The sequence below is a fragment of the Kitasatospora sp. NPDC087315 genome (assembly GCF_044744345.1).
In the GTDB taxonomy this organism is placed as follows: Bacteria; Actinomycetota; Actinomycetes; order Streptomycetales; family Streptomycetaceae; genus Kitasatospora.
Genome location: NZ_JBIUYD010000003.1, coordinates 62,700 through 87,504, shown reverse-complemented (window position 1 = coordinate 87,504; position 24,805 = coordinate 62,700). Strand labels below are relative to the sequence as shown.

24 protein-coding genes are annotated in these 24,805 nt (G+C 73.1%); 7 read left to right on the top strand and 17 right to left on the bottom strand.

What is annotated here, in order from left to right; translation table 11 throughout:
• The first annotated feature begins 160 nt into the window (after positions 1-160).
• The 3 genes from ACIO5D_RS05360 to mug all read left to right on the top strand — a co-directional run bounded on the left by ACIO5D_RS05360 (position 161) and on the right by mug (position 3,046).
• Positions 161-1,240 carry an aminopeptidase P family protein gene (locus ACIO5D_RS05360; protein ID WP_400654557.1) on the top strand — a complete coding sequence of 360 codons (1,080 nt, stop codon included), beginning with the start codon at positions 161-163 and terminating at the stop codon, positions 1,238-1,240.
• A gap of 102 nt (positions 1,241-1,342) precedes the next feature.
• Positions 1,343-2,353: a phosphatase PAP2 family protein gene (locus tag ACIO5D_RS05355; protein ID WP_400756193.1), complete on the top strand. Its 1,011-nt coding sequence runs from the start codon at positions 1,343-1,345 to the stop codon at positions 2,351-2,353.
• A gap of 150 nt (positions 2,354-2,503) precedes the next feature.
• A complete protein-coding gene (gene mug, locus ACIO5D_RS05350; RefSeq protein WP_400756195.1) occupies positions 2,504-3,046 on the top strand; it encodes a G/U mismatch-specific DNA glycosylase in 543 nt (180 codons plus the stop codon).
• A gap of 86 nt (positions 3,047-3,132) precedes the next feature.
• Here the strand turns inward: mug and ACIO5D_RS05345 are convergent, their stop codons facing one another.
• Both ACIO5D_RS05345 and ACIO5D_RS05340 read right to left on the bottom strand, forming a co-directional pair.
• The gene (locus tag ACIO5D_RS05345; RefSeq protein ID WP_363605889.1) at positions 3,133-3,822 is read right to left on the bottom strand and encodes a response regulator transcription factor; all 690 of its coding nucleotides are present in this window, start codon (positions 3,820-3,822) and stop codon (positions 3,133-3,135) included.
• Positions 3,801-5,030, bottom strand: a complete 1,230-nt coding sequence (locus tag ACIO5D_RS05340; RefSeq protein WP_400794002.1) for a sensor domain-containing protein — start codon at positions 5,028-5,030, stop codon at positions 3,801-3,803. The genes ACIO5D_RS05345 and ACIO5D_RS05340 overlap by 22 nt, the downstream gene beginning before the upstream one ends.
• A 277-nt stretch (positions 5,031-5,307) precedes the next feature.
• Here ACIO5D_RS05340 and ACIO5D_RS05335 point away from each other — a divergent pair, with 277 nt between their 5' ends.
• Positions 5,308-7,218, top strand: coding sequence for an FtsX-like permease family protein (locus tag ACIO5D_RS05335; RefSeq protein ID WP_400794001.1), 1,911 nt, complete (start codon positions 5,308-5,310; stop codon positions 7,216-7,218).
• Between the two features lie 90 nt (positions 7,219-7,308).
• Here the strand turns inward: ACIO5D_RS05335 and ACIO5D_RS05330 are convergent, their stop codons facing one another.
• Positions 7,309-8,214, bottom strand: coding sequence for a LysR family transcriptional regulator (locus ACIO5D_RS05330; RefSeq protein ID WP_400794000.1), 906 nt, complete (start codon positions 8,212-8,214; stop codon positions 7,309-7,311).
• Between the two features lie 136 nt (positions 8,215-8,350).
• Between ACIO5D_RS05330 and ACIO5D_RS05325 the strand changes: the two genes are divergently transcribed.
• A complete protein-coding gene (locus ACIO5D_RS05325; RefSeq protein ID WP_400793999.1) occupies positions 8,351-9,361 on the top strand; it encodes an NADP-dependent oxidoreductase in 1,011 nt (336 codons plus the stop codon).
• 69 nt (positions 9,362-9,430) lie between these two features.
• Here ACIO5D_RS05325 and ACIO5D_RS05320 read toward each other — a convergent pair whose 3' ends face one another.
• Positions 9,431-10,330 (bottom strand): sigma-70 family RNA polymerase sigma factor, encoded by a 900-nt coding sequence (locus ACIO5D_RS05320; protein WP_363605897.1) that lies wholly within the window; start codon positions 10,328-10,330, stop codon positions 9,431-9,433.
• Positions 10,331-10,406: 76 nt separating this feature from the next.
• Here ACIO5D_RS05320 and ACIO5D_RS05315 point away from each other — a divergent pair, with 76 nt between their 5' ends.
• The gene (locus ACIO5D_RS05315; RefSeq protein WP_400793998.1) at positions 10,407-11,102 is read left to right on the top strand and encodes an FMN-dependent NADH-azoreductase; all 696 of its coding nucleotides are present in this window, start codon (positions 10,407-10,409) and stop codon (positions 11,100-11,102) included.
• 61 nt (positions 11,103-11,163) lie between these two features.
• Here the strand turns inward: ACIO5D_RS05315 and ACIO5D_RS05310 are convergent, their stop codons facing one another.
• The 12 genes from ACIO5D_RS05310 to ctaD all read right to left on the bottom strand — a co-directional run bounded on the left by ACIO5D_RS05310 (position 11,164) and on the right by ctaD (position 22,932).
• A complete protein-coding gene (locus tag ACIO5D_RS05310) occupies positions 11,164-12,900 on the bottom strand; it encodes a SpoIIE family protein phosphatase (protein WP_400793997.1) in 1,737 nt (578 codons plus the stop codon).
• Positions 12,901-12,920: 20 nt separating this feature from the next.
• Positions 12,921-13,130, bottom strand: coding sequence for a hypothetical protein (locus ACIO5D_RS05305; RefSeq protein WP_363605902.1), 210 nt, complete (start codon positions 13,128-13,130; stop codon positions 12,921-12,923).
• 108 nt (positions 13,131-13,238) lie between these two features.
• Positions 13,239-13,640 carry a YccF domain-containing protein gene (locus ACIO5D_RS05300; RefSeq protein ID WP_363605904.1) on the bottom strand — a complete coding sequence of 134 codons (402 nt, stop codon included), beginning with the start codon at positions 13,638-13,640 and terminating at the stop codon, positions 13,239-13,241.
• 133 nt (positions 13,641-13,773) lie between these two features.
• Positions 13,774-14,328 carry a hypothetical protein gene (locus ACIO5D_RS05295; protein ID WP_400756202.1) on the bottom strand — a complete coding sequence of 185 codons (555 nt, stop codon included), beginning with the start codon at positions 14,326-14,328 and terminating at the stop codon, positions 13,774-13,776.
• A gap of 38 nt (positions 14,329-14,366) precedes the next feature.
• Positions 14,367-14,840 (bottom strand): hypothetical protein, encoded by a 474-nt coding sequence (locus ACIO5D_RS05290; protein WP_400654459.1) that lies wholly within the window; start codon positions 14,838-14,840, stop codon positions 14,367-14,369.
• A 33-nt stretch (positions 14,841-14,873) separates the two neighbouring features.
• Entirely contained in the window at positions 14,874-15,662 is a 789-nt protein-coding gene (locus ACIO5D_RS05285; protein WP_363605908.1) for a hypothetical protein, read from the bottom strand.
• A gap of 69 nt (positions 15,663-15,731) precedes the next feature.
• Positions 15,732-16,157: a hypothetical protein gene (locus ACIO5D_RS05280; protein ID WP_400654455.1), complete on the bottom strand. Its 426-nt coding sequence runs from the start codon at positions 16,155-16,157 to the stop codon at positions 15,732-15,734.
• Between the two features lie 41 nt (positions 16,158-16,198).
• Positions 16,199-17,755, bottom strand: coding sequence for a hypothetical protein (locus tag ACIO5D_RS05275; protein WP_400793996.1), 1,557 nt, complete (start codon positions 17,753-17,755; stop codon positions 16,199-16,201).
• 10 nt (positions 17,756-17,765) lie between these two features.
• Entirely contained in the window at positions 17,766-19,349 is a 1,584-nt protein-coding gene (locus ACIO5D_RS05270; RefSeq protein ID WP_400793995.1) for a pyridoxal phosphate-dependent decarboxylase family protein, read from the bottom strand.
• Between the two features lie 435 nt (positions 19,350-19,784).
• Positions 19,785-20,735, bottom strand: a complete 951-nt coding sequence (locus ACIO5D_RS05265) for a M56 family metallopeptidase (protein WP_363605913.1) — start codon at positions 20,733-20,735, stop codon at positions 19,785-19,787.
• Between the two features lie 3 nt (positions 20,736-20,738).
• The gene (locus tag ACIO5D_RS05260) at positions 20,739-21,164 is read right to left on the bottom strand and encodes a BlaI/MecI/CopY family transcriptional regulator (protein ID WP_363605914.1); all 426 of its coding nucleotides are present in this window, start codon (positions 21,162-21,164) and stop codon (positions 20,739-20,741) included.
• A 109-nt stretch (positions 21,165-21,273) separates the two neighbouring features.
• Positions 21,274-22,932, bottom strand: a complete 1,659-nt coding sequence (gene ctaD, locus ACIO5D_RS05255) for a cytochrome c oxidase subunit I (RefSeq protein WP_363606052.1) — start codon at positions 22,930-22,932, stop codon at positions 21,274-21,276.
• Between the two features lie 275 nt (positions 22,933-23,207).
• Between ctaD and ACIO5D_RS05250 the strand changes: the two genes are divergently transcribed.
• Positions 23,208-23,678 carry a hypothetical protein gene (locus ACIO5D_RS05250; protein WP_363605916.1) on the top strand — a complete coding sequence of 157 codons (471 nt, stop codon included), beginning with the start codon at positions 23,208-23,210 and terminating at the stop codon, positions 23,676-23,678.
• A gap of 146 nt (positions 23,679-23,824) precedes the next feature.
• On the opposite strand, the gene htpX is transcribed toward ACIO5D_RS05250, so the two are convergent.
• A complete protein-coding gene (gene htpX / locus ACIO5D_RS05245; protein ID WP_363605918.1) occupies positions 23,825-24,688 on the bottom strand; it encodes a zinc metalloprotease HtpX in 864 nt (287 codons plus the stop codon).
• Positions 24,689-24,805 lie beyond the last annotated feature (117 nt).

Genomic DNA, 24,805 nt, shown 5'->3' with positions numbered 1-24,805 from the left:
CGCCCGGGCACCGGAACGCCCCTCACCCACCCGGCCGAACCACCGCCACCGGGCCCGTGACAAGCCGTCAGCACCGGAACCCGGCAGCACACCGTCGACACAAGGAAGGCGGGAGACACCCGTGCCACGACCGTTCACCACCGAGGACTACACCGCCCGGATGACCCGGGCCACCGCCGAGGCGGCCGCCGCCGGACTCACCGGTCTGGTCGTCGCCCCCGGCCCCGACCTGCTCTACCTCTGCGGCTACCAGCCCACCGCCATCACCGAGCGGCTGACCGCCCTCCTCCTCACCGCCGGGCGCGAACCCGCCCTGATCGTCCCCAAGCTGGAGCGCCCCGACGCCGAGAAGGCGGCCGGCGCCCCCGCCCTGCGGCTGGTCGACTGGACCGACGGCGAGGACCCGTACACCGCCGCCGTCCCGCTGCTCGACCCCGCCGGGCGGTACGGCATCTCCGACAACGCCTGGGCCATGCACCTGCTCGGCCTCCAGGCCGCCCTGCCCGGCACCGGCTTCTCCTCCCTCACCGAGGCGCTGCCGATGCTGCGGGCGGTCAAGGACGGCGACGAGCTGGAGCGCCTGGCCGCGGCCGGCGGCGCCGCCGACGCCGCCTACCGGGGCATCCTGGAGGTGACGTTCGCCGGCCGCCGGGAGACCGACGTGGCCGCCGACCTCAGCGCGCTGCTGATCCAGTACGGGCACAGCCAGGTCGACTTCACCGTGGTCGGCTCCGGCCCCAACGGCGCCAACCCGCACCACGAGGCCGGCGACCGGGTCATCCGGCCCGGGGACACCGTCGTCCTGGACTTCGGCGGCCTCAAGGACGGCTACGGCTCCGACACCACCAGGACCGTCCACGTCGGCACGGACGTGCCGGACGAGGTGCGGAAGGTGCACGACATCGTCCGGCTGGCACAGCAGACCGCCTTCGAGGCCGTCCGGCCCGGGATCAGCTGCCAGGAGATCGACCGGATCGCCCGACGGGTGATCATCGAGGCCGGGTACGGCGAGTACTTCATCCACCGCACCGGCCACGGCATCGGCATCACCACGCACGAGCCGCCGTACCTGATCGAGGGCGAGGAGCGGCCGCTCGTCCCCGGCATGTGCTTCTCGATCGAGCCCGGCGTCTACCTGCCCGGCCGGTTCGGGGTGCGGATCGAGGACATCGTCACCGTCACCGAGCACGGCGGGCGGCGGTTCAACAACACGCCGCACGAGTTGGGCATCGTCTCGTAACGGGCGCGCCCGGCCGGGCCGTTCCGCTGTCTGAGTCTTTGCTGAACGACAGGCCGTATACGTAAAGAGTTCTCCAAGAATGCCTTGCTAGCTTCAATCGGTATGACCAAAATGCTCCGCCCGGCGCCGCCCCCACCCGCGCGCGCCGGGCGGCTGCGTCCGGTGACCCAGCCCCGTGCGCACACCACCGCACTGGCCCGGCTGCGGCTACTGGCGTGGCCGCTCTATTTCCTCGCCCTCTTCTGGTACCTGCGCACGTACGGCATGCCGTACGCCAATGACGTGGTCTTCTGCTGGCTGATCGGCGCGCTGCTCGCGGCCGCCGTGCACAGCGGCCACGGGCGGCGCGGCTTCCTGCTGGTGCTGCGCGACTGGGTGCCCGTCATGGCCGTGGTCTGGGTGTACTCGCTGCTGCGCGGCTACGGCGCGCACACCCCGTGGGCCCCGCACTGGCGGCCGCAGTTGCGCGCCGACGAGCTGCTCGGCCTCGGGGAGACCTGGACCGTCCGGCTGCAGCACGCGCTGTACACCCCCGGCTCGCCGCACTGGTACGACTACGCGGCCGTCACCGTCTACATGTCGCACTTCTTCATGATCTTCGTGATCCTGGCGGTGCTCTGGCGGCGCCGCCACGACCGCTTCCGGCACCTGCTCACCTGCTACCTCGCGCTGACCTTCGCCGGCTTCGCGACGTACATCCTCTATCCGGCCGACCCGCCGTGGCTCACCGGGCAGGAGGGGAACATGCCGGAGCTCACCCGGGTGGTCTCCGACGTACTGACCGAGAGCGGGCTGCCGCGCGCGGGGTCGATCTTCGAGAACGGCAGCCAGTTCGCCAACGACGTCGCCGCGATGCCCTCGCTGCACTCCGCCTACCCGGCGATGCTGCTGTTCTTCTTCTGGCCGACGGCCGCGCGGTGGCTGCGGGTGCTGCTCGTCGCGTACCCGCTCGCGATGGCGTTCACCCTGGTGTACGGGGCGGAGCACTTCATCGTCGACATCTTCGCCGGCTGGGCGTACGCGGCGGCGGTGGTGTTCGGCCTGCGGTGGCTGCGGGAACGGCGGGCCGGGACCGGACGGCTCACCCTGGCCGCCGGAGAGGCCACCGGGTGACAGCGGCGGCCCGGTGGCGGGGGCGCCCGGGATGAACGGGGCGCCTCCGGGCCGGCCGGGCCGGGCGGGCAGACTGGACGGATGCGGAAACCCACGAAGCCGGCACAGCCCGTCGCGGAGCCGGTTCAGCCGGTTCAGCCGGTTCAGCCGGTGAAGCCCACCGCGGAGCAGTTGCTCGCCGCCCGGGACACCACCATCCCGGACGTCGCCGGGCCCGGGCTGCGGGTGCTGTTCTGCGGCATCAACCCCGGTCTCTGGTCCGGCGCCACCGGCCACCACTTCGCCCGCCCGGGCAACCGGTTCTGGCCCGCCCTGCACCGCTCCGGCTTCACCCCGCGCCAGTTCCGCCCGGACGAACAGGGCGAGCTGCTCGGCCTCGGCCTCGGCATCACCAACGTCGCCCCGCGCGCCACCGCCAAGGCGGACGAGCTCACCGCCGACGAACTGCGCGCGGGCGGCGCCGCGTTGACCGACCGGGTGCTGCGGCTGCGCCCCCGCGCCCTGGCCGTCCTCGGCATCGGCGCGTACCGGACCGGCTTCGGCCGCCGCGGGGCGGCGGTCGGCCGCCAGCCGGAGGGCATCGGCGACACCGAGGTCTGGGTGCTGCCCAACCCGAGCGGCCTCAACGCCCACTACACCCTGGACACACTGGCCGAGGAGTTCCGCCGGCTGCGGGAGGCGCTGGAGCGGTGAGCGGTGAGCGGTGAGCGGTGAGCGGTGAGCGGTGAGCGGCGCCGCGGTGAGGCACCGCATGGCGGGCGCCGGGCGGTGACAGCGGCTCAGGCGCGCAGGAACTCCAGCACCGCCAGCACCCGGCGGTGCGTCTCCTCGGCCGGTGGCAGGTCCAGCTTCATCAGGATGTTGCCGATGTGCTTGCTCACCGCGGCCTCCGACACCACCAGTTCGCGGCAGATCGCCGCGTTGGACCGGCCCTCGGCCATCAGCGCCAGTACCTCGCGTTCGCGCGGGGTCAGCCGGTCCAGTGGATCCCGCCGACGCCGCAGCAGCTGCCGCACCACCTCCGGGTCGACCACCGTGCCACCGGCCGCCACCGTGCCGACCGCGGCCACGAACTCCTCGATCTGGCCGATCCGGTCCTTCAGCAGGTAGCCCACGCCCGAACCGTCCCCGGAGTCCAGCAGCTCCGCGGCGTAGGAGCGCTGCACGTACTGGCTGAGGACCAGGACGGGCAGTCGCGGGCGTCGCTCGCGCAGGGCGACGGCGGCGCGCAGGCCCTCGTCGGTCTGGCCCGGTGGCATCCGGACATCGGTGATGACGATGTCCGGCTCGTGCTCGGCGACGGCCGTACGCAGGGCCTCGGCGTCGCCGACGGCGGCGGCCACCCGGTGGCCGAAGCGGTCCAGCAGACCGATCAGGCCCTCGCGCAGCAGGACACCGTCCTCGGCGAGGACCACGCGCAGTCCGGCCGGTCGGGGCCGGGGCCGGTCTACGGCTTGATCTGGGTACAAGGGATCTCCACACGCAACAGGGTCGGTCCGCCGGGCGGGCTGCTCACCGTCAGTGTGCCGTCCACCACCGCGACCCGGTCGGCCAGCCCGGTGAGACCGGTGCCGCCCGCCGGGTCCGCGCCACCGCGACCGTCGTCCGCCACCTCGATGGTCAACAACCCTCCGGTGTAACGCCCGTGGATCCGGGCGGCGCGCGCACCGCTGTGCTTGGCCACGTTGGCGAGCGCCTCGGAGACGGCGAAGTAACCCGCCGACTCGACCGGCGGCGGCAGCCGGCCGGGCAGGTCGAAGCCGACCTCCACCGGGACGGGTGAGCGGTCGGCGGCATCCGCGCAGGCGTCCGGCAGGCCCCGGTCGGTGAGCACCTGCGGATGGATGCCGTTGATCAACTCCCTTATCTCGGCGAGCACTTCGCCGGCCGCCAGCTGAGCCTCGGCGAGCCGGCCGGCCAGCGGTCCGCCCGGCGGCGCGTCCAGCCGGGCCAGCCCGAGGGCCATCGTCAGCGCCACCAGGCGCTGCTGGGCGCCGTCGTGCAGATCGCGTTCGATCCGGCGGCGCTCCGCCTCGAAGGCGTCCACCAACCGGGCCCGGGAGCTGACGAGTTCACCGATCCGCCGCTCCTGCCCGCCCTGGCCGAGCACCAGCCGGACGAGCGCGGCCCGGCCGACGGCCACCGCCGTCAGCGGGTAGGCCGGCAACGGGAGCAGCAGCAGGCCGCCCAGTCCCAACAGGGCGGCCAGGAGCGGGGAATGGACCTGGAACAGCTTCAGCACGTTCACCTGCTCACCGTCCAGCAGCAGCAACGGCAGGGCGGCGAGCAGACAACCCGGCACCGCCAGCGCGCAGCCGGCGACGACCAGATCGACCGGCCACAGCACGAACGCGGCGAGCACCGCGAAGCCCAGCTCCCGCCAGGTCGCCTGCTCGCGGTAGCGCAGCCGCAGCCACGCGGGCAGTCCGGGGCGGCTCGGCACGAGATGCGGGCCGGGCACCGGCGTGCTGTCCAGCAACCTCAACAGCCGCCGCTCCCACGCCGCGTACGGCACCCCGACCAGCGCCAGCGCCGCCAGCAGCGGCAGCCCGATCAGCAGCACCGCCAGCAGCCCGGCAGCGGTCGCCGCCACCAGCAGCCCGGCGCAGAGCAGCAGCCCGGCCGTCCCGCTCGCCAGCAGGTAGGCCGCCGCCCGCCAGGGATTCACCGCCGCCATGAACTCCGGCCGGGGCAGCGCTCCCCACGCCCCGGGCCCACGACCACCGCCGTCCATCGCCCCGCCTTCCCCCCTGTGTCCGCGCCGGCGCCCGCTCCCGTGCGGGTGCGGGTGCGGGTGCCCGTGCCGGTTCGGGTCCGGCTCCGGCCCGCCGCCTCGTTCGGGCCGACGCCCACCCTAGGCACCCGCCGGGACCGCGTCGGTAGGGCCCGCCCCACCCCACGGAGTAGACCCTGGCCCGCTGACCGGCCGTGCCCGCCGACGGTTGGCTGGCGGCATGGGAATGGTACGGATCGCGATCACCTCGCTGAAGACCCGCTGGACGTCGCTCGTCGGAGCGTTCGTGGCCCTCGCGCTCGGGGTCGCGATGACGGCGGTGATGCTGCTGGGGCTCGCCACCGCCGTCGGCGCACCCGGCGGGGAGGCGCTGGTCTCGCTGGTGGCGGCGCTCGGCACGGCGGGCGGGGTGAGTGCCTTCGTCTCGGCGTTCGTCGTCGCGTCCACCTTCTCCTACGCCGTCGCCCAACGCCGCCGCGAGTTCGGCCTGCTCCGGCTGGCCGGCGCGACCCGGGCGCAGGTCCGGCGGAGCGTTCTCACCGAAGCGCTCCTCCTCGGCGCGGCCGCCTCCGCCGCGGGCTGCGCGCTCGGACGGCTCGCCGCGCCGGGCCTGGTGCGATGGCTGGTGGAGGCCGGCATGGCGCCGCCCGGCTTCGTACCGGGCCAGCAGGCCTGGCCGCTGCACGCCGCGTTCTGGTCCGGTCTGCTCGTCACCCTGTCCGGGGTGGCGGTGGCGGCCCGCCGCGCCGGCCGGGCCGGCCCCCTGGACGCCCTGCGGGTGGCCGACCTCGACACCGGCGTGATGACCTCGGGCCGGTGGCTCTGGGGCCTCGGGCTGCTGCTGACCGCCGCCGTGCTGACCGGAACGGCGCTCGTCACCGACCCCGCCGACCTCCTGCACCGCAAGACCTACACCACCCAGCCGATGCTGCTGATCAGCGCCTGCGGGCTGCTCGCCCCGGTCCTCGCCCGCCCGGTGATCCGCGCCCTCACCTGGCTCCCGGCCCGGCTGACCCGGTACACCGGCCGGCTGGTCCGGGAGAACGCCACGGCGGCCCTGCGTCGCAGCGGGGCGATCGCCGCACCGGTGCTGATCGCGGTGGCCCTGACCGGTTCGCTCGCCGGGGCGCTGGACACGGTGAGCGCCGCCCGGACGGCCGAGGCCGACGCGCGGACCGCCGCCGATCTCGTGGTCGTCCCCGGCACGACGGCGACCCCGGCCCCGACCCTGGCTGCGCTCACCGAGGCGCTGCGCGCCGTCCCCGACGTCACCGTCTCCCCGTCGGGGCCCACCACGCTCGCCCTGGTCGAGCCGGACGGCATCGCCGTCGGGTCCGAGGCCCGGACGGCCGATCCGGCCGGGCTGGCGGCGGTCGCACGGCTGCCCGTGACGGCCGGCTCGGTGACCGCCCTGGACGACGACGGCATCGTGCTGCCCGCCGGGTGGGGGCGGACGACGGTCGGCGAGCCGGTGCCGGTGATCCGGGCGGACGGCAGCCGGACGACGCTGCGGGTGGCCGCCGTCCTGCGCGACGGCCTCGGCGACAACGGCCTCTATGTGACCGCCCGCAACGCCCCGGGCGCACGGGTCGACCGGATCGAGGTCCGGTTCGCCCCCGGCACCGACCGGGCCGCCGCCACCACGCGGGTACGGGCCGCCGCCGGGCCGTCCGGCGCGACGGTCCGCACCCGGGACGACTGGCTCACCGCCACCGCACCCGCCACCGGCCGGATCGCCTGGCTGCGCACCGTCCTGGTCCTCGGCCTCGCCCTGGTGTACACCGGCCTCGCGCTCGCCAACACCGTCGTCATGGCCACCGCCGACCGGCGCCGGGAGCTCGCCCTGTGGCGGCTGGCGGGCGCCACCCGGGCCCAGGTGGTGCGGCTGGCGACGGCCGAGTCGGCGCTGGTGGCGGCGGTCGGCGCGGTGCTGGGCTGCGCGGTGGCCGCCGTCCAGCTGGCCGCCATGCGAACCGGGTTGGCGCTGCTCGGGGTGCCGGCGCCGTGGGTGGTGCCGTGGCGGCCGGTCGGGCTGGTGGCCGGGGTGTGCCTCCTGGTCGCGGTGCCCTGCGCCGCGTCGGCGGCCGCCTGGGCGCTACGCCACCGACCGGTCTCGGCGGTCGTGCGCTGACGAAGACGACGGGCGGGCGGGTGTCGGGCAAGCGGGCGTCGGGCGAGCGGGCATCGGCGGGCGGCTCGGCTGCCTGACGGCCCTCATGTGTCAGACCCGCTCCAACCCCTCCGGCAGGGCGAGCGCCCGCAGTTCGCGGATCAGCGCCCGGACGGGCGCCGTACCGGCCAGTTCGGGCGTGGTGACGTACCCGACGAACCGGGTCGGCGGCCGCGGACCGAGGCCGGTGACGGCCAGGCCGTCCGGGGCGCCGAGCAGGGCCGTCCGGGGCATGATCGCCATGCCGAGGCCCTGGGAGACCAGCGAGACGGCGACCGAGTCGTCCTCGACGTCGATGGTCGCGGGCGGGATCCAGTCCTGCCGGCCCCACCAGTCGCGGGTGTAGGAGCCGCAGTTCTCGTCCCAGTCGACCAGCGGCAGCCCGCGCGGCGCCGGATGGCCCTGCGGGTGCACCAGCGCGTACGACTCCTCGAAGAGCCGCACCGCCAGCAGACCGGGGACGGGCGGCGGGGCGGAGTCGTCGAGTGTGGCGAGCCCGAGGTCGGCGCGGCCGTCGGCGACCTCGCCGGCCGCGCCGCGGCCGAGCTCGCGGACGATCCGGACCTGCGGCGTCAGCCCGGGGTGGCGGGCGGTGAGCCGGGCCAGGACGGGCGGCAGCAGGTGGGCCGCGACGCTGCGGAAGGCCACGATCCGCAGCGGCCCGGTCACCTCCCCGGCCGCGTCCCCGGCCCCGGCGCCGCGCACCTCCGGTCCCATCACCTCCAGCAGCCGCAGGATCCGGCGGGCGTACGTGACGGCCCGCGCGCCGGCGTCCGTGGCGCGGGCGCCGTGGCGTCCGCGGTCGAAGAGCACCGCACCGAGCTTCCGTTCGCAGGAGCGCACGGCGTGCGAGACGGCGGACTGGGTCATCCCCAGGCGCGCGGCCGCCGCCGTGAAGCCCTGTTCCTGCTCGACGGCGACCAGGATGCGCAGTTCGTGCGGGGCGAGATCGCTCATGCGCCGAATCTACCGGCATCCATCAATGCTGCTCATGGAACCCGGCCTTCCATCGACGCCGGCCCCTGCCCGGGACCCGGCCGCCTTCCTACGGTGATCACGTCCGCCGCGCCCGCCACCACCCCCGGAGCACCCGATGTCCCGCCCCATCGCCCGCGTCGTCCACCAGGTCGCCCGCCCGTCGGGCCCGCCCACCGCCGACGACTTCGCCTTCCTCGACGAGACCGTCCCCGCGCTCACCGCGGGCGAGGCGCTCGTCGAGAACATCCACCAGTCCGTCGACCCGTACATGCGCGAGGAGATGGAGGAGGGCGGCTGGGAGCTCAACGCCCCGCTGGAGGGCCGCACCCTCGGCCGGGTGGTCGAGTCCCGCACCCCCGCCCTGCCGGTCGGCGAACTGGTGTTCCACCGCAGGGCCTGGCGCACCCACTCGGTGGTCACCGCGGCCGAGGCCACCCCGCTGCCCGCCTTCGAGGGCGTCCCGCTCACCGCCCACCTCGGCGTCCTCGGCGGCACCGGGCTGTCCGCCTGGGTCGGCCTGACCAGGGTCGCCCGGCTCCAGCCCGGCGAGACGATCTTCATCTCGGCGGCCGCCGGCGGCGTCGGCACCGCCGCCGGCCGGCTCGCCCGCCTGCTCGGCGCCGGCCGGATCATCGGCAGCACCGGCTCCGCCGCCAAGGCCCGGCACCTCACCGAACACCTCGGCTTCGACGCCGCGTTCGACTACCACGACGCCCCGATCGCCGACCGGCTCCGCGAGGCGGCCCCCGACGGCCTCGACGTCTACCTGGACAACGCCGGCGGCGACCACCTCGAAGGCGCGATCACCGCGCTGCGCGAGCACGGCCGGATCGCCTGGTGCGGCGCCGTCGCCCAGTACAACCACCTACGGCAGCCGCCGGCCGCGCCCCGCAACCTCTTCGACGTGGTCGGCAAGAGCCTGCGGCTGGAGGGCTTCCTGGTCCGCAACCACCTGGACGCCAGGCCGGAGCTGTACGACTTCCTCGTCCCGCATCTGCGCTCCGGCGCCGTCGTGCCGGACGAGACCGTCGTGCGGGGCTTCGAGCACGTGGTGGACGCCTTCCTCGGCATGCTCCGGGGCGCCAACACCGGCAAGATGATCGTCCAGATCGCCGAGGCGCCCTGACCTGACCTGACCGAGCCGGTCAGGTCAGGTCAGGACAGGACAGGGCAAGTCAGGACACGGCCCCGGCGGTCACCCGTCCGGCAGCAGGGCCAGGTCCAGCCGCGCGATCCGCTCCGGATCGGCGATCACCTCGTACGCCGCGACCCGCCCCCGCTCCACCGTCACCAGCAGGACCAGCCGCAGCCGCCCGCCCGGCGCGACCACCACCCCCACGTCCCCGTTCACCAGGGCGGGCGCCGCGAACCGCGCCCGCCGCCCGAACACCAGCGTCTCCCCCGCGACGACCAGGGCGCCACGCGCCACCGCCGCCCGCCCGGCGGGCAGCGCGGCCGGATCGGCCCGGCGGACCACGTCCGGCGCCAGCACCGCGAGCAGCGCGTCGAGGTCGCCGCCGCGCGAGGCGGCCAGGAAGGCCTCCACCACCTCGCGGTGCCCGGCCAGTTCCGCCGCCGGCACCGCGGCCGGGCCCCGCACCCGCTGCCGGGCCCGGCTGGCGAGCTTCTTGGCGGCCACCGTGGTGCGCCCGACGATGGGCGCGATCTGTTCGAAGGGCACCGCGAAGCCGTCGTGCAGCACGAAGGCGACGCGCTCCGCGGGCCCGAGCCGGTCCAGCACCACGAGCAGGGCCCGGCCGACCTCCTCGGCCAGCAGCGCCGCCTCCTCGGGACCACCGTCCTCGCCGGCCCCGTCCGGCAGCCGCTCCCCCGCCGGCTCCTCCCGCCGTACCGCCCGTGCCCGCAGCAGGTCGAGGCAGATCCGGGAGACGACGGTGGTCAGCCAGCCGGGCAGGTTCTCGACCGCCGCCGCGTCCGCCCGGCCGAGCCGCAGCCAGGCCTCCTGCACGGCGTCCTCCGCCTCCGCCGCCGAGCCCAGCATCCGGTGCGCGACGGCCCGCAGCCGGCCGCGCTCGCCCTCGAACCGCGCCGCCAGTTCCTCGCACCCGTCCGCCGGTTCCTCGCGTCCGTCCATCGGTCACCTTTCCTCGGGCCACCCCGTCACGGAGATGACGATCCACCCACCACCGAGGTGACGAGGAGAGACCCCGATGACCACCACCACCCTGCTGCACCTGGATTCAAGCGCAGACCTCCCGGGCGAATCGGTCAGCCGTGACCTGACCGCCCGCTTCGCGCACGCCTGGCGGGCCCGGCACGGCGCGTCCGGCTACCGCTACCGGGACCTCGCCACCGACCAGGTGCCCCTCCTGGGCCCCGCCTACGCCCCCCTCGGCCGCCGGGCCGAGCGGCGCGGCGTGCTGTCGCCCGCCGAGGTGTCCGCGCTGGCCGAGGGCCCGGACGAGCGGCGCGAATGGGCCCTCACCCAGCCGCTGATCGCCGAACTGCTGGCAGCGGACACCGTGCTGCTGGGCGTGCCGATGTACAACTTCACCGTTCCCGCCGCGCTGAAGGCCTGGATCGACCGGGTCAGCTTCCCCGGCGCGTACACCGATCCCGCCACCGGCCGGAGCCTCCTGGACGGTACCCGCGTCGTGGTGGTCACCGCCTGCGGCGGCGGCTACGGCCCGGGCACCCCGCGCGAGGCCTTCGACTTCCAGACCCCCTACCTGCGCGCCTACTTCACCAATCTCGGCGTCCCCGACAGCGCACTGCACTTCGTCCACGCCGAACTCACCCGGGCCGACGACATCCCCGCCCTGGCCGGCCTCCAGCCGCTCGCCGCCGCCTCCCTGGCCGCCGCCCGCTCCGCCGTGGCGGACCTGGCCGCCTCCCTGACCGGCTGACCGGCCCGCTGACCGACCGCCCCGGCCGTGGCGGTCGGTCGGGCCGCGCCCGGGCCGACGCTCAGGCCGACGGCAGCCGCAGAGCGAGGAGGGCCGTGTCGTCGGTGCTGCCGGACGGCACGCTCCGGAGGATCCCGTCGCAGAACTTCCCCAGCGGACGCCCCGCCAGGCCCGCGCCGAGCTCTCGGAGCCGTTCCAGACCGGCCCCCAAATCGGCGCCCGGCACCTCGACCAGGCCGTCGGTGAAGAGCAGCAGCGTCGAGCCGGGCGGCAGCCGCTCGACCCCGTCCCGGCGCCCGGAGTCACCTCCCGCCCCGAGGAGCAGGCCCTGTCCCGCCTCCAGGTAGCGCGCGCCGTCACCGGGCGCCCCGCCACCGGCCGGGCCGGCCGCCGCCGCTACCAGCAGCGGCGGCGGATGTCCCGCGCTGGTCCAGCGCAGCAGCCAGGGCCCGCCCGCCGGGCCCTCGACATACGCGAGGACCATGGTGGCCATCGGGACGTCCGTGAGACCGGCCATGGCGTCGTCGAGCCGCGCGACCACGGCGGCGGGCGGCTCGCCCCGGTCCCAGGCCAGCGCCCGGAGGATGTTCCGCAACTGCGCCATGCGGGCGGCGGCCTGCAGATCGTGGCCGATGACATCGCCGATCACCAGCGCGGTCGTCCCGTCCTTCAGCAGGAAGGCGTCGTACCAGTCGCCGCCGACCCGCGACCCCGCCGGAGCGGGCTGGTACCGGGCGGCCAGCCGCAGGTCCCGGCCCTGCGGCAGGTCGGTGAGCAGGTGGTGCTGCATGGCCGTGGCGATGTCGCGCTGCTCCCCGAACAGCCGGGCGTTGTCGATCGCCACGCCCGCCCGGTGGCCGATGTCGGCGAGCAGGGCGAGCTCGCGGGCGGTGAACGGCCGGTCGCGAACGGTCCGGACCGCCGTCATCGCGCCGGTGATCTCACGGGCGCTGGTCAACGGGACGACGGCCGCCGAGGTCGCCCCGAGCGCGCGCAGGAAGCCGGCCTGTACGGCGGCGAGCGGGTCGTCCGGCAGCCGGGCCATCTCCCGGGCGTCGATCACCACGGGCTCCGCACCGTGCAGGACGCGGGCCAGCGCCGACCGGAACTCCGAGGTGGGCGGGGGGAGCGGTCCCCGCCACGCCTCCAGCGCGGTGGCCCGGCCCTTCGGTCCCAGCACGGCGACCCGGCGGACGTCGCCCTCGGCGGTCCGCAGGTCGACGGCCACCCAGTCGGCCAGCTGGGGCACGAGCAGCGGGCCCAGCCGGTCCAGCGCCTCCTCGATGTCGAGCGTCTCCGACAGCACCTCGGTGACCTCGCCGACCAGGGTCAGCCGCTCGGCCAGGTCCTCCAGCAGGTCCACCCGGCCCGCCTCCCGCCCGACCGGCGCGCTGCTTCCGGCGATATCGGCGAACAGCACGGCCAGCCCCAGAACGCGCCCGTCCCGGGTCACCGGCGCCGCCGACCACCGCACCGGCAGTACCTTCCCGTCCCCGGTCAGAAAGGTGTCGCTCTCCCCCCACGCCGGCCGGCCGTGCTCGGCGACCGCCAGCAGGACGCACAGCTCGCGCGGGATCTCCGTGCCGCCCGGCCCCCGGTGCAGCAGCTCGTGGGCGTCCTCCCCGGCCATCGCCGCCGCCCGGCGGCCCAGCAGTTCCTCGGCCCTCGGGTTGGCGGCCAGGATCCGCCCGCCAGGGTCCAGCACGAGCAGGCCGGCCGAGAGCCCGGTGAACACCGAGCCCAGCAGCCGGGGGTCCACCCCCGGCGTGCCGCCACTCCTCTCGGAACCGCCCGCCATCACGCCACCTCCGGCTCCGGCTACAGCTGCTGCTCCGGGCTGGAGGTGGCGGCCGCTCCCCGGCCGCCGGTCACCAGGGCGTACGCGTGCGCCAGCTCGACCAGGGCACGATGGTGCTGCCCCGGGTACCCGCCCAGCGCGTGGACCTCGTCGGTGATCGCCCGCAGCAGCTCGACCCGCGCTTCGGCCTCGGCCGACCGCTCCGCGTCCGGCGGCTCGTTCGGCTCCATCGCATCTCCTCACGCCACCGCCCGGCGCCCGGACGTCGAACCCCCCGTGCCCTCCATGCTGCGGCCCCCGGCGCCACCCCGCACCCCCGGCCGGACGGCCGGCCGGGTTCAGCGCCCGCCGAACCGCTCGTCCGTGGCGACGACCTCGCGGCCCAGCGGCATCAGCGAGATCGGGATCATCTTCAGGTTGGCCCAGCCGAACGGGATCCCGATGACCGACAGGAACAGCGGGATGCTGGTGATCAGGTGCCCGATCGCCAGCCACCACCCGGCGAACACCAGCCAGATGACGTTCCCGACGCAGGACGGCGCGCCCGCGCCCGGCTTCTCCACGGTGGTGCGGCCGAACGGCCAGATCACATAGCCGGCGATGCGGAACGACGCGATGCCGAACGGAATGGTGATGATCAGGACGCAGCAGATGATGCCGGCGACGACATAGCCGATGGCCATCCAGATGCCGCAGAAGATCAGCCAGAGCACGTTCAGGACGAAATCGATCACCTTCATACTGCCCAGCCTCCCACGGACGGTCTCCCCCGGTGGCCTATACCCGTTCCGGTGGGTCCCCACCGGCTCCGGAACGCCGCGACGGCCCGCCGGGGGCAGACCGGCGGGCCGTCGTGGAGGGCGTGGGCGGGGGTCAGACCGCGAGGACCCGCAGGGCGGGGTGGTCGACCGTGTTCAGGTAGAGCTTCTCCTTGGTGTGCTCCTGCTCCAGCTCGACGACCAGCCGGTACCGGTAGAGGCCCGGCTTGGCGGTGCTGAGCACGGTGCCCGCCCAGTAGTAGTAGACGGGGGTGAACTTGTCGCGCATGCGGTCGGGCATGCCGTAGATCTTCAGCTCGGTGAAGATCTTCCGCTCCGCGACGTCCTCCTCGTCACCGGCCTCGGTGTCCAGGAAGACGATGTTGTTGATCTTCGGCATGGGCGGCCAGGTGCCGTCCAGCCGCTTCTCCATGTCGATCGGGCGGATGATCCAGTTCAGGACCTGGCCCTGCTTGCAGACCGTCTCCAGGTGCGACGTGCCCTGGCCGGAACCGCCGACGCTGTTGTCCATCATGTACATCGCGTCGGCGAGCGAGCCGGTGGCGGCCGCCCGCTCCATGTTGACCAGGGTGACGACGTTGAGCTGGACCGAGTTCAGCTGGCCCGGATTCTGCTTCTCCTCAACGCTGTTGAGCTTCGCGCTCGTCAACGTTCCTCCTTCGGTGTGGAGTTGGGTGCGAAAGTGGTCTAGCCGACCAGGGCCGGCGACAGCGCGGCGGTGATCGGCGCGTCCCGGGTGCCCAGCTTGAACTTCAGCCGGTACGGGACCACGCCGCCGGCGTCCTTCTTCACCGTCGCGGTCCAGTAGGCGACGTCGGTGCCGGGGTACACCTTGCGCTCCGGCTCGCAGATGTCCGGGTCGATCACGATGTCGTCGATGGCGACGAACGCCTCGCACTCCAGCGCCAGGACGTTCCAGAGCAGCTGGTCGCCGGCCTTGACCTTGGTACGCAGCTCCTCGGTGCCGAACCCGGTCGAGCCGCCGGCCCTGTTGGTGTCGTACAGGTAGAGATGGCCGCTGGTGCTGCGGGACGCCAGGGCGCCCACGCAGTCCACGACGGCGGTGATCGAGATCGGCCGCTGCGAACCGGCCTTGCGCGGGGCCTGCTTGGCCTTGCCGCCGCCGGTGCTGCTACCGCTGTTGCTCGCGGGGGTGGTCATCTGCTCTCCTCCTCGTTCGTCGACGGTGGCGGATCAGGCGGGGGCGCCGAGCGGGATGGGGAGGTAGCCCATGCCCGTCCCGGTGAAGGCGTTGCGCCGCGGCTCGGTGACGATCTTGAGCCGGGAGTCGAAGCTGAGGTTCACCGGCTCCCAGACCCAGTCCTCCCCCTTCCGCACCAGGTCGTGGAGCTGGATCTTCATCGTGTAGCGGTAGGTGCCGGGCCGGGAGGTGTCGATCGTCGCGGACCAGTACCAGCCGTCCGTCACCAGGTCCGGCGAGCCGTACTCGGCCGGGTAGATGATCTTCTGGTCCACCGCCTCGCCGATGATGTCGGTGATCACCGGGGAGGGGTAGCTGTGCGCGGACGTCCCGCCGTCGGCGACCAGCTGGCCGGTCACGTCCAGCATCTTCTGGCCGGAGAGGCCGCGGGTGCCGGCCGTGGTGCGCACCCGCTTGCCGGCGGTGCGCCGGATCCGGCCGAGATCGGCCGCGCTGACCGTGCCCGATCCGTCGGCCAGCGCCGCCAGTTCCGTCAGCGCCTGCTGGTCGGCCTGCCGCGCCCGGTCGGCGTGGTAGCCGCGCGGGACCGTCGGCGGGATCGAACCGAGGCTGTAAGGGAGCCAGTTGAGCACCTGCTCGCTCGCCTGCGAGCCGTCCTGCCAGTAGGAGCCGTTGATGATGGTCACCAGGTCGCCGGTGCCCTCGCCCTCGGAGCCGTGCAGCTTCATGTTGTCGAACAGGTAGGTGTTGTCCCGCAGCGTCCGGGCCGCCAGCGCGTTGCCGACGTCCACCAGCACGATGACCGCTAGCTGTTGGGGCATGAGCCCGCCTTTCTCGTTGTCGTTCGGGGGAGTTCCGTCAGATCCGCGTGCCGTGGACGGCGCGTGCCGTCAGATGCACATCAGCGCGGGCGAGTCGATGTGCAGCACGCTGTGCGGGCCCTCGTACATCTGCAGTTCGAGGCGGTACCGGTACGGCACCCCGGGGGTCATGTACGGCGGCACCACGCCGGTCCAGACGTCGAGGTCGAGCTTCTCGCCCTCCTCGGTGAAGTCCTCCGGGTCCGGCTCCGCGCCGTGGCCCGCCCCGAGGAAGGTGATGCTCCTGATGTCGACCGGCGTCTGGAGGTCCACCGCGAGCGCGGACCACTGGATCACCTGGCCGGGGGCGACGACGGTGCACAGCTCGGGCGTGCCCTGGCCGGTGCTCTGGAACGATCCGTCGTCCACCAGGGTGAGGTTCCCGTCGAGCAGCGTGCCGGCCGAGAGCGCCCCGATGACGTCCACCACCACGGCGATGTTGACCTGCGGCTTCATAACACTCCTGTCCTCTACGGTTGTTCGGTGTCGGGTCCGCGCTAGCCGCGGTCCCGGACCAGCGGCACCTTGCCCACGCTCGTCCGCTCGATCTCGGTCGAGGACCGGGGCACGAAGGTGAGCAGGAACCGGTAGCCGGTCTTCTCGATCGACGCCGGGTTCGCCTCGCCCTGGTTGAACAGGGACAGGGCGCGCGGCAGGGCGTTGACGAAGACGCGCTGCAGCCCGTACGGCCCGAGCCCGGTGTCCGCCCGGTAGGTCAGGCCGGGCACGTCGTCCACCGAGGCGAGCAGCGTGATGGTCCTGCTCTCCCGGTGGTTCACGAACTGGATCTCGTGCGCCACCTCGTCCAGGTCGACCGTCCCGGCCCGCCGCAGCTCGTCCCGGAGGGCCTCGTAGGCGCGCCGGGCGGAGTACTGGCTGTCGTTCAGGTGCAGGATGTCCCCGGTCCGGCCGGCGAACTCGAACTGCTCGGCCTTCAGCCCGGGCCCGTCCAGCCGCGGCCGGCGGATCATCCGGTCGCCGAGCTTGAGCCGCAGCAGCGGCGCCTCGTGGGCGTGCAGCCGGGTGACGACCAGCTCGCCCTCCTCGCCCTCGGCGACCCAGCGGCCGTGCTCGTCCACGATCTCCACCAGGTGCAGACCGGGGACCGCGGCCAGGAAGGGCGACTCCTCCCGCAGCTGGAGGCCGATGGTCTCGGCCTGGGTGGCGGCGAAGTAGCTGAGGATCGCCAGGTTCGGGTACATCGCCTGCAGTTCGGCCCGCTTGCGCTGCGGCAGCACCCCGCTGCCGTACAGCGCGACCCGGAAGCTCTCCTTGGCCTCCCGGCTCATCCCGGCGCCGAGTTCACCGAGGATCGCGATGCCCGCGGTGATGCCCATCAGCGCCTTGGGGCCTGGGTAGGAGAACATGTGCTCCAGGACCGGGGCGGTCACCGGGCCGGCGCCGATGTAGTTGATGCCGGGCACGTTGGCCAGCACCCCGCCGACCATGGTGCCGCTGCTCCACATCTGGTAGTCGGCCAGCGTGGTGTAGAGCCACTTGGGATCGGTGCCGCCCAGGTACTCGTCGAGCTGGTACGTGCCCATGAAGTGGCCGGCCACCTCGTAGGTGTCGCGCAGCTCCCGCAGCGAGTAGACGGTCTCCAGCGGGCGGCCGCTGGTGGTGCCGCCGCTGGCCACGATCTCGAAGCCGCCCGCCGCGATCGGCACCACCATGCCGGGGCGGCCGTCCATGAAGAAGTCGCGCTGGACGTCCTTGTCGGAGAGCGGGACGCGCTGCCAGTCCTCGTACGTCGCGGGGGCGCCGGCGATCCCACCACCGGCCAGCCGCTCGCGCCAGAGCGGGTTGAGCAGCGCGGTGTTGACCATCTGCTGCAGCCGGCGCAGCACCAGCGCGTCCTGCACCTCGTGCGGGAGCTCGCTGTACGGGGCGTGGCAGGCCCGCTCGGCCTCCCGCATCCGGCTGAGGAAGGTGGGGAGCTTGCCGACCGCGTCGACCGAGTCCGGCTTCAGCTCGCAGTCGGGGATCAGCCGGACCGCCAGCTCGGCGGCGTCGACGGTCGGCGTCCGGGTCTGCGGAACGCTCACTGGGCTCATCGTCGAATTCCTATTCACTGTCGCTGCTGTGGTCGCGGTGGCGCAGGTCGTATCCGGCCCGCCTGATCTCGCCGAGCAGCATCCGGAAATGCTCGGTGGTGGTCCGGTGGTTCATCATGACCACCCGCAGGGCGGCCACCCCGTCGATGTCGACCTTGGAGATGAAGAAATTGCCCTGGATTTTGAGCCGGTTCCGGATATCCAGCTGGAGGCGGTGCACCTCGTTCTCGCCGAGGCCGTCCGGCAGGTGCCGGAAGCAGAGGATGTTCGCCTCCGGCCGGTGCACGGGTTCGAAGTCCGGCTCGTCCACCAGAATGCGGTGGATATCCTCGGTCAGCTGGCAGAGGTATTCGATCTTCTCCGCGAAAAGGGCCCGCCCGTGGATGCTCCAGAGCGCCCACAGCGGCATGATCATCGGGCGCTTGGTGCACTCGAAGTTCTTGTCCCCGCTGTCCAGCGCCGTGTAGATGTCCGGCTGCTCGTCGAAAACGTAGCTGGCCTGCTGGCGGAATGCCCCGAGACTGTCCCGTTTGTCCCGGTAGAACAGCAGGGTGCAGGGCGCCGGGACGAACATCATCTTGTGCGCGTCCCAGGTCAGCGAATCCGCCTTCTCGATTCCGCCGAGCTTTCCCCGGAGTTTGTCGGAGACCAGCAGGCTGGCGCCGTGGGCACCGTCCACGTGCAGCCAGATGCCCTTCTCCCGGGCGAGGTCGGCGAGCCCGTCGATCGGGTCGAAGGCGCCCACCGCGGTGGTGCCGGCCGAGGCGACCAGGCAGAACACCTCCAGCCCGCGCCGCTCGGCCTCGGCCAGCGCCGCACGCGCCCGGTCCAGGCAGATCCGCTGGTCGGCGTCGAGGGGCAGGCGGACGAGCTGCTCGTCGCCGATCCCCATCACCCCGGCCGCCCGCGAGACGCTGTAGTGCACGTCCGCGCCGACCGCGATGGCGGGCCGGGGCCGCCCGGCGAGCGCGCCGCCGCCCTGTGACCAGTAGTCCGGGAAGTGCTTGTTCCGCGCCGCCAGCAGCGCGGTGAGATTGGCCAGGGAGCCCCCGGAGGTCGTCACCATGGCGAAGCTGTCCGGTTCCCACCCGATGAACCGGTTGAGCTCCTCCGCCATGATGCGTTCCGCCACATTGGGCAGCTGGCCCGCCTCGTAGAACGAGGACGGCTGATTGACCACCGAACTCACGAAATCGACGACCCCGGCGAGCGGGATCACCCCCGAGAACTGCCGCCCCATGGCCCCGGGAGAGTGGACCTGGATTCCGGTCCGGACATAGAGGTCGACGATTGCCGACAACCGCTCCTCGTCGAAGGCGGCGATCCGGTCCCGTTCCGGGGTCATCAGCCCGCGGGCCGTCTTGGTCAGGATTTCGGGATCGGTGAGTTCGAGCCCTCGGATCGCCACGCCGGCCAGGTGCTTTTCCAGCCGGCTGGCCACCGATTCGGTACTGGCCCGGAACAGCCGGGCATCGAACACCTCGGCCAGGGTGCCGGCCCACAGGGTGGTGGCCGCGATCGGGGCGGTGCGTAACTGACGCCTGGTGTCACGTTGCTGGATAACGGGGGCCGACTCTGCTCGGGCTTCCGCCACGGGATGTCTCCCAAGAATTCCGCTGACCGGCCTGCGGTCAACTCGGCATACGTGATTGGTCCTTACTTCGCGTCAAGATTGTCGACACCCCGGCGGCCTGTCCAGCCCCGTCACCCCTAGGAGTGATAAGTTCAGATCACAAATCGATAGTTAAGAAAATATGACTATCGATCGGCCGGTCGGCCGGTTTTTTCGGACCCGCAGACCGGCCCGGAACGGCGGTTTCTCCACGGAAGGCACGCCCTCACCAAGGGAGGAATCGATTCCGCACAGCCCGGCACCGGCGTGCAAAACGCCGCGCACGCCCTCATATGCAGCCGGGCGCCCCCTTGGGCGCCATGCATACGAACCCCTGCCTCAATAGAACAGGAAGGAACAAACGTTCGATCGACGGCCGCCGACCAGGCCAGGGCCGGCCCCGAGGGCACGGCGGGCCTACAGCGGCGTAACGGCCTTCAGCACCAGCAGCAGCGCGACCGCCGCGTTGAGCGCGCAGAGCGCCGACGCCGCGGTACCCACCGCGGCGACCATCGCGGCCAGCCCCGCCCGGGTGTGCGCCGGCGGCCAGTTCCGCGTGGACGGCACCGGGCCGAGCAGCGCGGCCACCCGGCGCGGCACCGGGCCGGGAACGGGCGCCGGGGCGGCGAAGGCCGCGAACCCGGGGGTCGGCGCCTGGCGCGAGACCAGCGCCGCCCGCGCCACCGCGCGCGCCGTGATCCGCCGGTCCCCCACCGCCTGGGCCGACTCCTCGTCCGCCCAGCGCTCCGCACTGAACGCCACCGCCTGCCGCAACGGCCGCAGGAACGGGTTGACGCTGCCCGCCAGCTGAGTGGTCAGCAGATAGCGGTGGTGCCGGTGGACGAGGTGTGCCCGCTCGTGCGCGAGCAGCGCCTCCCGCTCGTCCTCGGCCAGCCCGGCCAGCATGCCGGTCGACACCACCACCCGCCCGGGCGACCCGGGCAGCGCGTACGCGTACGGGCTCTCGTCCGGCAGCACCGCGAGATCGTCGGCCGGCCCGGCCGGCAGCCCGTCCAGCGCCCGCCGCGCCCGGGCCCGCACCCGCAGGTGCCGCACGACCGTCCGCAGGCAGGCCCCGGTCACCACGACCAGCAGGCAGATCGCCGCCGTGCCGACCGTCTCGTGGTACGGCAGCGCCGCCCGCACCTCCGGGTCGGACCAACTGTCCGGCAGCGGGTTGCCCGGGATCTGCGCCGTGCCCACCACGCCGATCAGGCCGAGGCAGAGCGCGCTGCACACCGCCATCACCGCACTGATCACGGTCAGCAGGCGGGTCGCGGCCCGCGGATGCAGATGCTGCTCGGTGAGACGGGCGATCGGCACCGCCGTCAGCGGCAGGATGAGCGGGAGGAAGACGAAGAAGCCCACGGGTCAGCTCTCACGGTCGGCCACTGCCGGATCGGCGGACGCGGTGTCGAGCAGCGCCCGCAGCAACTCCTCGTCGTGCGGCAGCAGAGCACTGACGAAGCTGGCCAGCACGGCGTCCCGGTCGGCCTCGCCGTCGAGCATCCGGCGCATCCGCAGCGCGGCCAGACCCGCCGCGTCGGAGGACGCCTGCCACAGGTACGAACGGCCCGAACGCGTCCGGGAGACGGCCTTCTTGGCGTGCAGCCGGGACAGGATGGTCATCACGGTGGTGTACGCCAGGTCGCCGTCCAGCCGCTCCTGCACCCACCCCGCCGTGGCCGGTCCCGGCGCCCGCTGGAGCACCGCCAGGACCTGGGCCTCCAGCTCGCCCTGGCCGCGCCGCCGGGCACGCGGATCCCCGGCCGCCTGGCCGTGTCTCTCCTCTGCCATGACGGCCACTCCCTCCGGATGGTGCGCCCCGCGGCCGGCGGGACACGCTGTCATCCTAACGAGCGGCCCGGGGCGGCAGCGCGGCCCGGCAGCGCGGCGGCCCGGCCGGTCAGCGCAGCGGTTCGCGCGCGTTCTCCCGCCGGTCGAGCGCGGCGATCCCGGGGTGGTGCAGGTCGAAGGCCGGGGACTCGGAGCGGATCCGCGGCAGGGTGACGAAGTTGTGCCGCGGCGGCGGGCAGGAGGTGGCCCACTCCAGCGAGCGGCCGTAACCCCACGGGTCGTCCACGGTGACCTTCTCGCCGTACCGCGCGGTGTGCCAGACGTTGTAGAGGAACGGCAGCGTGGAGATCCCCAGCAGGAAGGATCCGATGCTGGAGACGGTGTTCAGGGTGGTGAAGCCGTCCGTGGCGAGGTAGTCGGCGTAGCGGCGGGGCATGCCCTCGGCGCCGAGCCAGTGCTGCACCAGGAAGGTGGTGTGGAAGCCGACGAAGAGCGTCCAGAAGTGGATCCGCCCGAGCCGTTCGTCCAGCATCCTGCCGGTGAACTTGGGCCACCAGAAGTGGAAGCCGGCGAACATCGCGAAGACGACGGTGCCGAAGACCACGTAGTGGAAGTGGGCGACGACGAAGTACGAGTCCGAGACGTGGAAGTCGATCGGCGGGGCCGCCAGCAGAACGCCCGTCAGACCGCCGAAGAGGAAGGTGACCAGGAAGCCGACCGTCCAGAGCATCGGCGTCTCGAAGCTCAGCGAGCCCCGCCACATGGTGCCGATCCAGTTGAAGAACTTCACCCCAGTCGGCACCGCGATCAGCATCGTCATGATCGAGAAGAACGGCAGCAGCACCTGCCCGGTGACGAACATGTGGTGCGCCCAGACCGTGACCGACAGCCCGGTGATGGTGATGGTCGCCCCGATCAGGCCGGGGTAGCCGAAGACGGGTTTGCGGCTGAAGACCGGGATCACCTCGGTCACGATGCCGAAGAACGGCAGCGCGATGATGTACACCTCCGGGTGGCCGAAGAACCAGAACAGGTGCTGCCAGAGCAGGGCCCCGCCGTTGGCCGCGTCGAACACGTGCGCCCCGAACTTGCGGTCCGCCTCCAGGCAGAGCAGCGCCGCCGCCAGCACCGGGAAGGCGAACAGCACCAGCACCGCCGTCAGCAGGATGTTCCAGACGAAGATCGGCATCCGGAACAGCGTCATCCCGGGGGCCCGGAAGCAGACGACGGTGGTGATGAAGTTGACCGAGCCCAGGATGGTGCCGAAGCCGGAGAACGCCAGCCCCATGATCCACAGGTCCGCGCCGATACCGGGGCTGTGCTCGGCTCCGTTCAGCGGCGCGTAGGCGAACCAGCCGAAGTCGGCCGCGCCGTCGGGGGTCAGGAAGCCCGCCATGACGATCAGCGAGCCGAACAGGTAGAGCCAGTAGGCGAGCGCGTTCAGCCGGGGGAAGGCCACGTCGGGCGCGCCGATCTGGAGCGGCATGATCCAGTTGGCGAAGCCGGCGAACAGCGGCGTCGCGAACATCAGCAGCATGATCGTGCCGTGCATGGTGAACAGCTGGTTGAACTGCTCGTTGGAGAGCAGCTGGAGCCCCGGCCGGGCCAGCTCGATCCGCATCAGCATCGCCATCACCCCGCCGGCCAGGAAGAACAGGAACGCGGTGGTGATGTAGAGGGTGCCGATGCGCTTGTGGTCGGTGGTGGTCAGCCAGCCCACCAGGGCCTGGCCGCGGCGGCGCCGCCGGACGGAGAGCCAGCGGTCCAGCCGGGGGGCGTGCGACGGGTGCGGGGCCTGCTCCACGACGTCCTGCGGCAGAAGAGTCACGCACCGCGCCTTCCGTGCTCGGGGCCGGACCGGGCCCGGACAGTGGTCGGACAACCACTACCAGTCGCCGCCGGTGGGCGTCCGGGGCACGCACGACGCGTCACCCGAACAGGCGCGGCCCGGTTGCCGGCCGCCCGGGCCCGGCAGACGGTCGAAGTCCGAATGTCCGTTCGGCTTTTGGAGGAGCACATGTCCGTTCGGCCCTGGAGGAGCAGATGAACAGCGCTTCGGGCACCCCGCCGGCCGGCCCCGAGCAGCCACAGCCCTGGCGCGCCGGGTCCGGCGCCCCGCCCGGGCAGCGGTTCAGCGACTGGGCCCCCGGCCTGGTGATGTTCGCGGGTGTCCTGATGCTGCTGAACGGCTTCATGGAGGTGCTGCGGGGCATCATGGCGGTCTCGAACGACGAGCTGTTCATCGCCACCCCGCGGTACGTGTTCCGGTTCGATCTCACCGGATGGGGCTGGATCGAGATCGTCGTCGGCGCGCTGGTCGCGGTGGTCGGTCTCTTCGTCCTCCGGGGAGCCGCCTGGGCCCGGTACGCCGGTATCGTCCTCACCGTGCTGAGCGCCGCCGAGAGCTTCCTGTCCATGCCGTACTACCCGCTCTGGTCGCTCGTCGTGATCGCGCTCGACGTCTTCATCATCTGGGCGCTCTGCGTCTACCGCCCGGAGCAGGCCGCGCACTGACCGCGCTCCGCGCCACCCGGCACCACAGGCCCGTCCACGCGCCCGTACCCCCGTTCAGGTACGGGCGCGCTGCGTGACCGGCTGACCCGGGCCGCGCCAGGGCCGACAGAGGGCCGCCAGGGCCACCCGGGCCGCGAGCCGGCGGCTCAGCCGCGGTGGCCCGCCATCCGCTCCAGCCGGGCGATGCGCTCGGCCATCGGGGGGTGGGTGGAGAACAGCTTGGCGCCGGCCTCGCCGGGCCGGAACGGGCTGGCGATCATCATGTGGCTGGCGGTCTGTAGCTGAGGCTCCGGCGGCAGCGGCAGCTGCCTGGTCCCGATCTCCAGCTTGCGCAGGGCGCTCGCCAGGGCGAGCGGGTCACCGGTGATCCGGGCGCCGTCGGCGTCGGCCTGGTACTCGCGGGAACGGCTGACGGCCAGCTGGATCAGCGAGGCCGCGAGCGGGCCGAGGATCATGATCGCGAGCATCCCGAACAGCCCCGGGCCGTCGTCGTCCTCGCTGCGGCCGAAGGGGATCAGCCAGGCGAAGTTCACCAGGAACATCACCACCGAGGCGAGCGCCCCGGCGACCGAGGAGATCAGGATGTCCCGGTTGTAGACGTGGCTCAGCTCGTGCCCCAGCACGCCCCGCAGCTCGCGTTCGTCCAGCAGCTGCAGGATGCCGTCGGTGCAGCAGACGGCGGCGTTGCGCGGGTTGCGGCCGGTGGCGAAGGCGTTCGGGGCCGGGGTCGGCGAGATGTAGAGCCGGGGCATCGGCTGGCGGGCCGAGGTGGAGAGCTCGCGGACGATCCGGTACAGCTGCGGCGCCTCGATCTCGCTCACCGGGCGGGCCCGCATCGCGCGCAGGGCGAGCTTGTCGCTGTTCCAGTAGGCGTAGGCGTTGGTCCCGAGGGCGACCAGCAGGGCGATCACCAGACCCGTACGGCCGAAGAAGCTGCCGATCACCAGGATCAGCGCCGAGAGGCCGCCGAGCAGTGCGGCGGTCCTCAGTCCGTTGTGCCGGCGGTGCACGGCAGGCCCTCCAATGGTGCGCGGTGGGGAAGCCCTTTCTGCCTCGTCCCTCTGCCCGCTCAACGGGTGGGGCCGTCGGCCTTGTTCCCTTGTGACCACCGCGACACCCGGTCGCCG

Coding starts and splice junctions, on each gene's coding strand:
- ACIO5D_RS05360 (WP_400654557.1), top strand. CDS start 161: ATGACCCGGGCCACCGCCGAGGCGGCCGCCGCCGGACTCACCGGTCTG.
- ACIO5D_RS05355 (WP_400756193.1), top strand. CDS start 1,343: ATGACCAAAATGCTCCGCCCGGCGCCGCCCCCACCCGCGCGCGCCGGG.
- ACIO5D_RS05340 (WP_400794002.1), bottom strand. CDS start 5,030: ATGGCGGCGGTGAATCCCTGGCGGGCGGCGGCCTACCTGCTGGCGAGC.
- ACIO5D_RS05335 (WP_400794001.1), top strand. CDS start 5,308: ATGGGAATGGTACGGATCGCGATCACCTCGCTGAAGACCCGCTGGACG.
- ACIO5D_RS05330 (WP_400794000.1), bottom strand. CDS start 8,214: ATGAGCGATCTCGCCCCGCACGAACTGCGCATCCTGGTCGCCGTCGAG.
- ACIO5D_RS05325 (WP_400793999.1), top strand. CDS start 8,351: ATGTCCCGCCCCATCGCCCGCGTCGTCCACCAGGTCGCCCGCCCGTCG.
- ACIO5D_RS05320 (WP_363605897.1), bottom strand. CDS start 10,330: ATGGACGGACGCGAGGAACCGGCGGACGGGTGCGAGGAACTGGCGGCG.
- ACIO5D_RS05315 (WP_400793998.1), top strand. CDS start 10,407: ATGACCACCACCACCCTGCTGCACCTGGATTCAAGCGCAGACCTCCCG.
- ACIO5D_RS05310 (WP_400793997.1), bottom strand. CDS start 12,900: ATGGCGGGCGGTTCCGAGAGGAGTGGCGGCACGCCGGGGGTGGACCCC.
- ACIO5D_RS05305 (WP_363605902.1), bottom strand. CDS start 13,130: ATGGAGCCGAACGAGCCGCCGGACGCGGAGCGGTCGGCCGAGGCCGAA.
- ACIO5D_RS05300 (WP_363605904.1), bottom strand. CDS start 13,640: ATGAAGGTGATCGATTTCGTCCTGAACGTGCTCTGGCTGATCTTCTGC.
- ACIO5D_RS05290 (WP_400654459.1), bottom strand. CDS start 14,840: ATGACCACCCCCGCGAGCAACAGCGGTAGCAGCACCGGCGGCGGCAAG.
- ACIO5D_RS05285 (WP_363605908.1), bottom strand. CDS start 15,662: ATGCCCCAACAGCTAGCGGTCATCGTGCTGGTGGACGTCGGCAACGCG.
- ACIO5D_RS05280 (WP_400654455.1), bottom strand. CDS start 16,157: ATGAAGCCGCAGGTCAACATCGCCGTGGTGGTGGACGTCATCGGGGCG.
- ACIO5D_RS05275 (WP_400793996.1), bottom strand. CDS start 17,755: ATGAGCCCAGTGAGCGTTCCGCAGACCCGGACGCCGACCGTCGACGCC.
- ACIO5D_RS05260 (WP_363605914.1), bottom strand. CDS start 21,164: ATGGCAGAGGAGAGACACGGCCAGGCGGCCGGGGATCCGCGTGCCCGG.
- ACIO5D_RS05250 (WP_363605916.1), top strand. CDS start 23,208: ATGAACAGCGCTTCGGGCACCCCGCCGGCCGGCCCCGAGCAGCCACAG.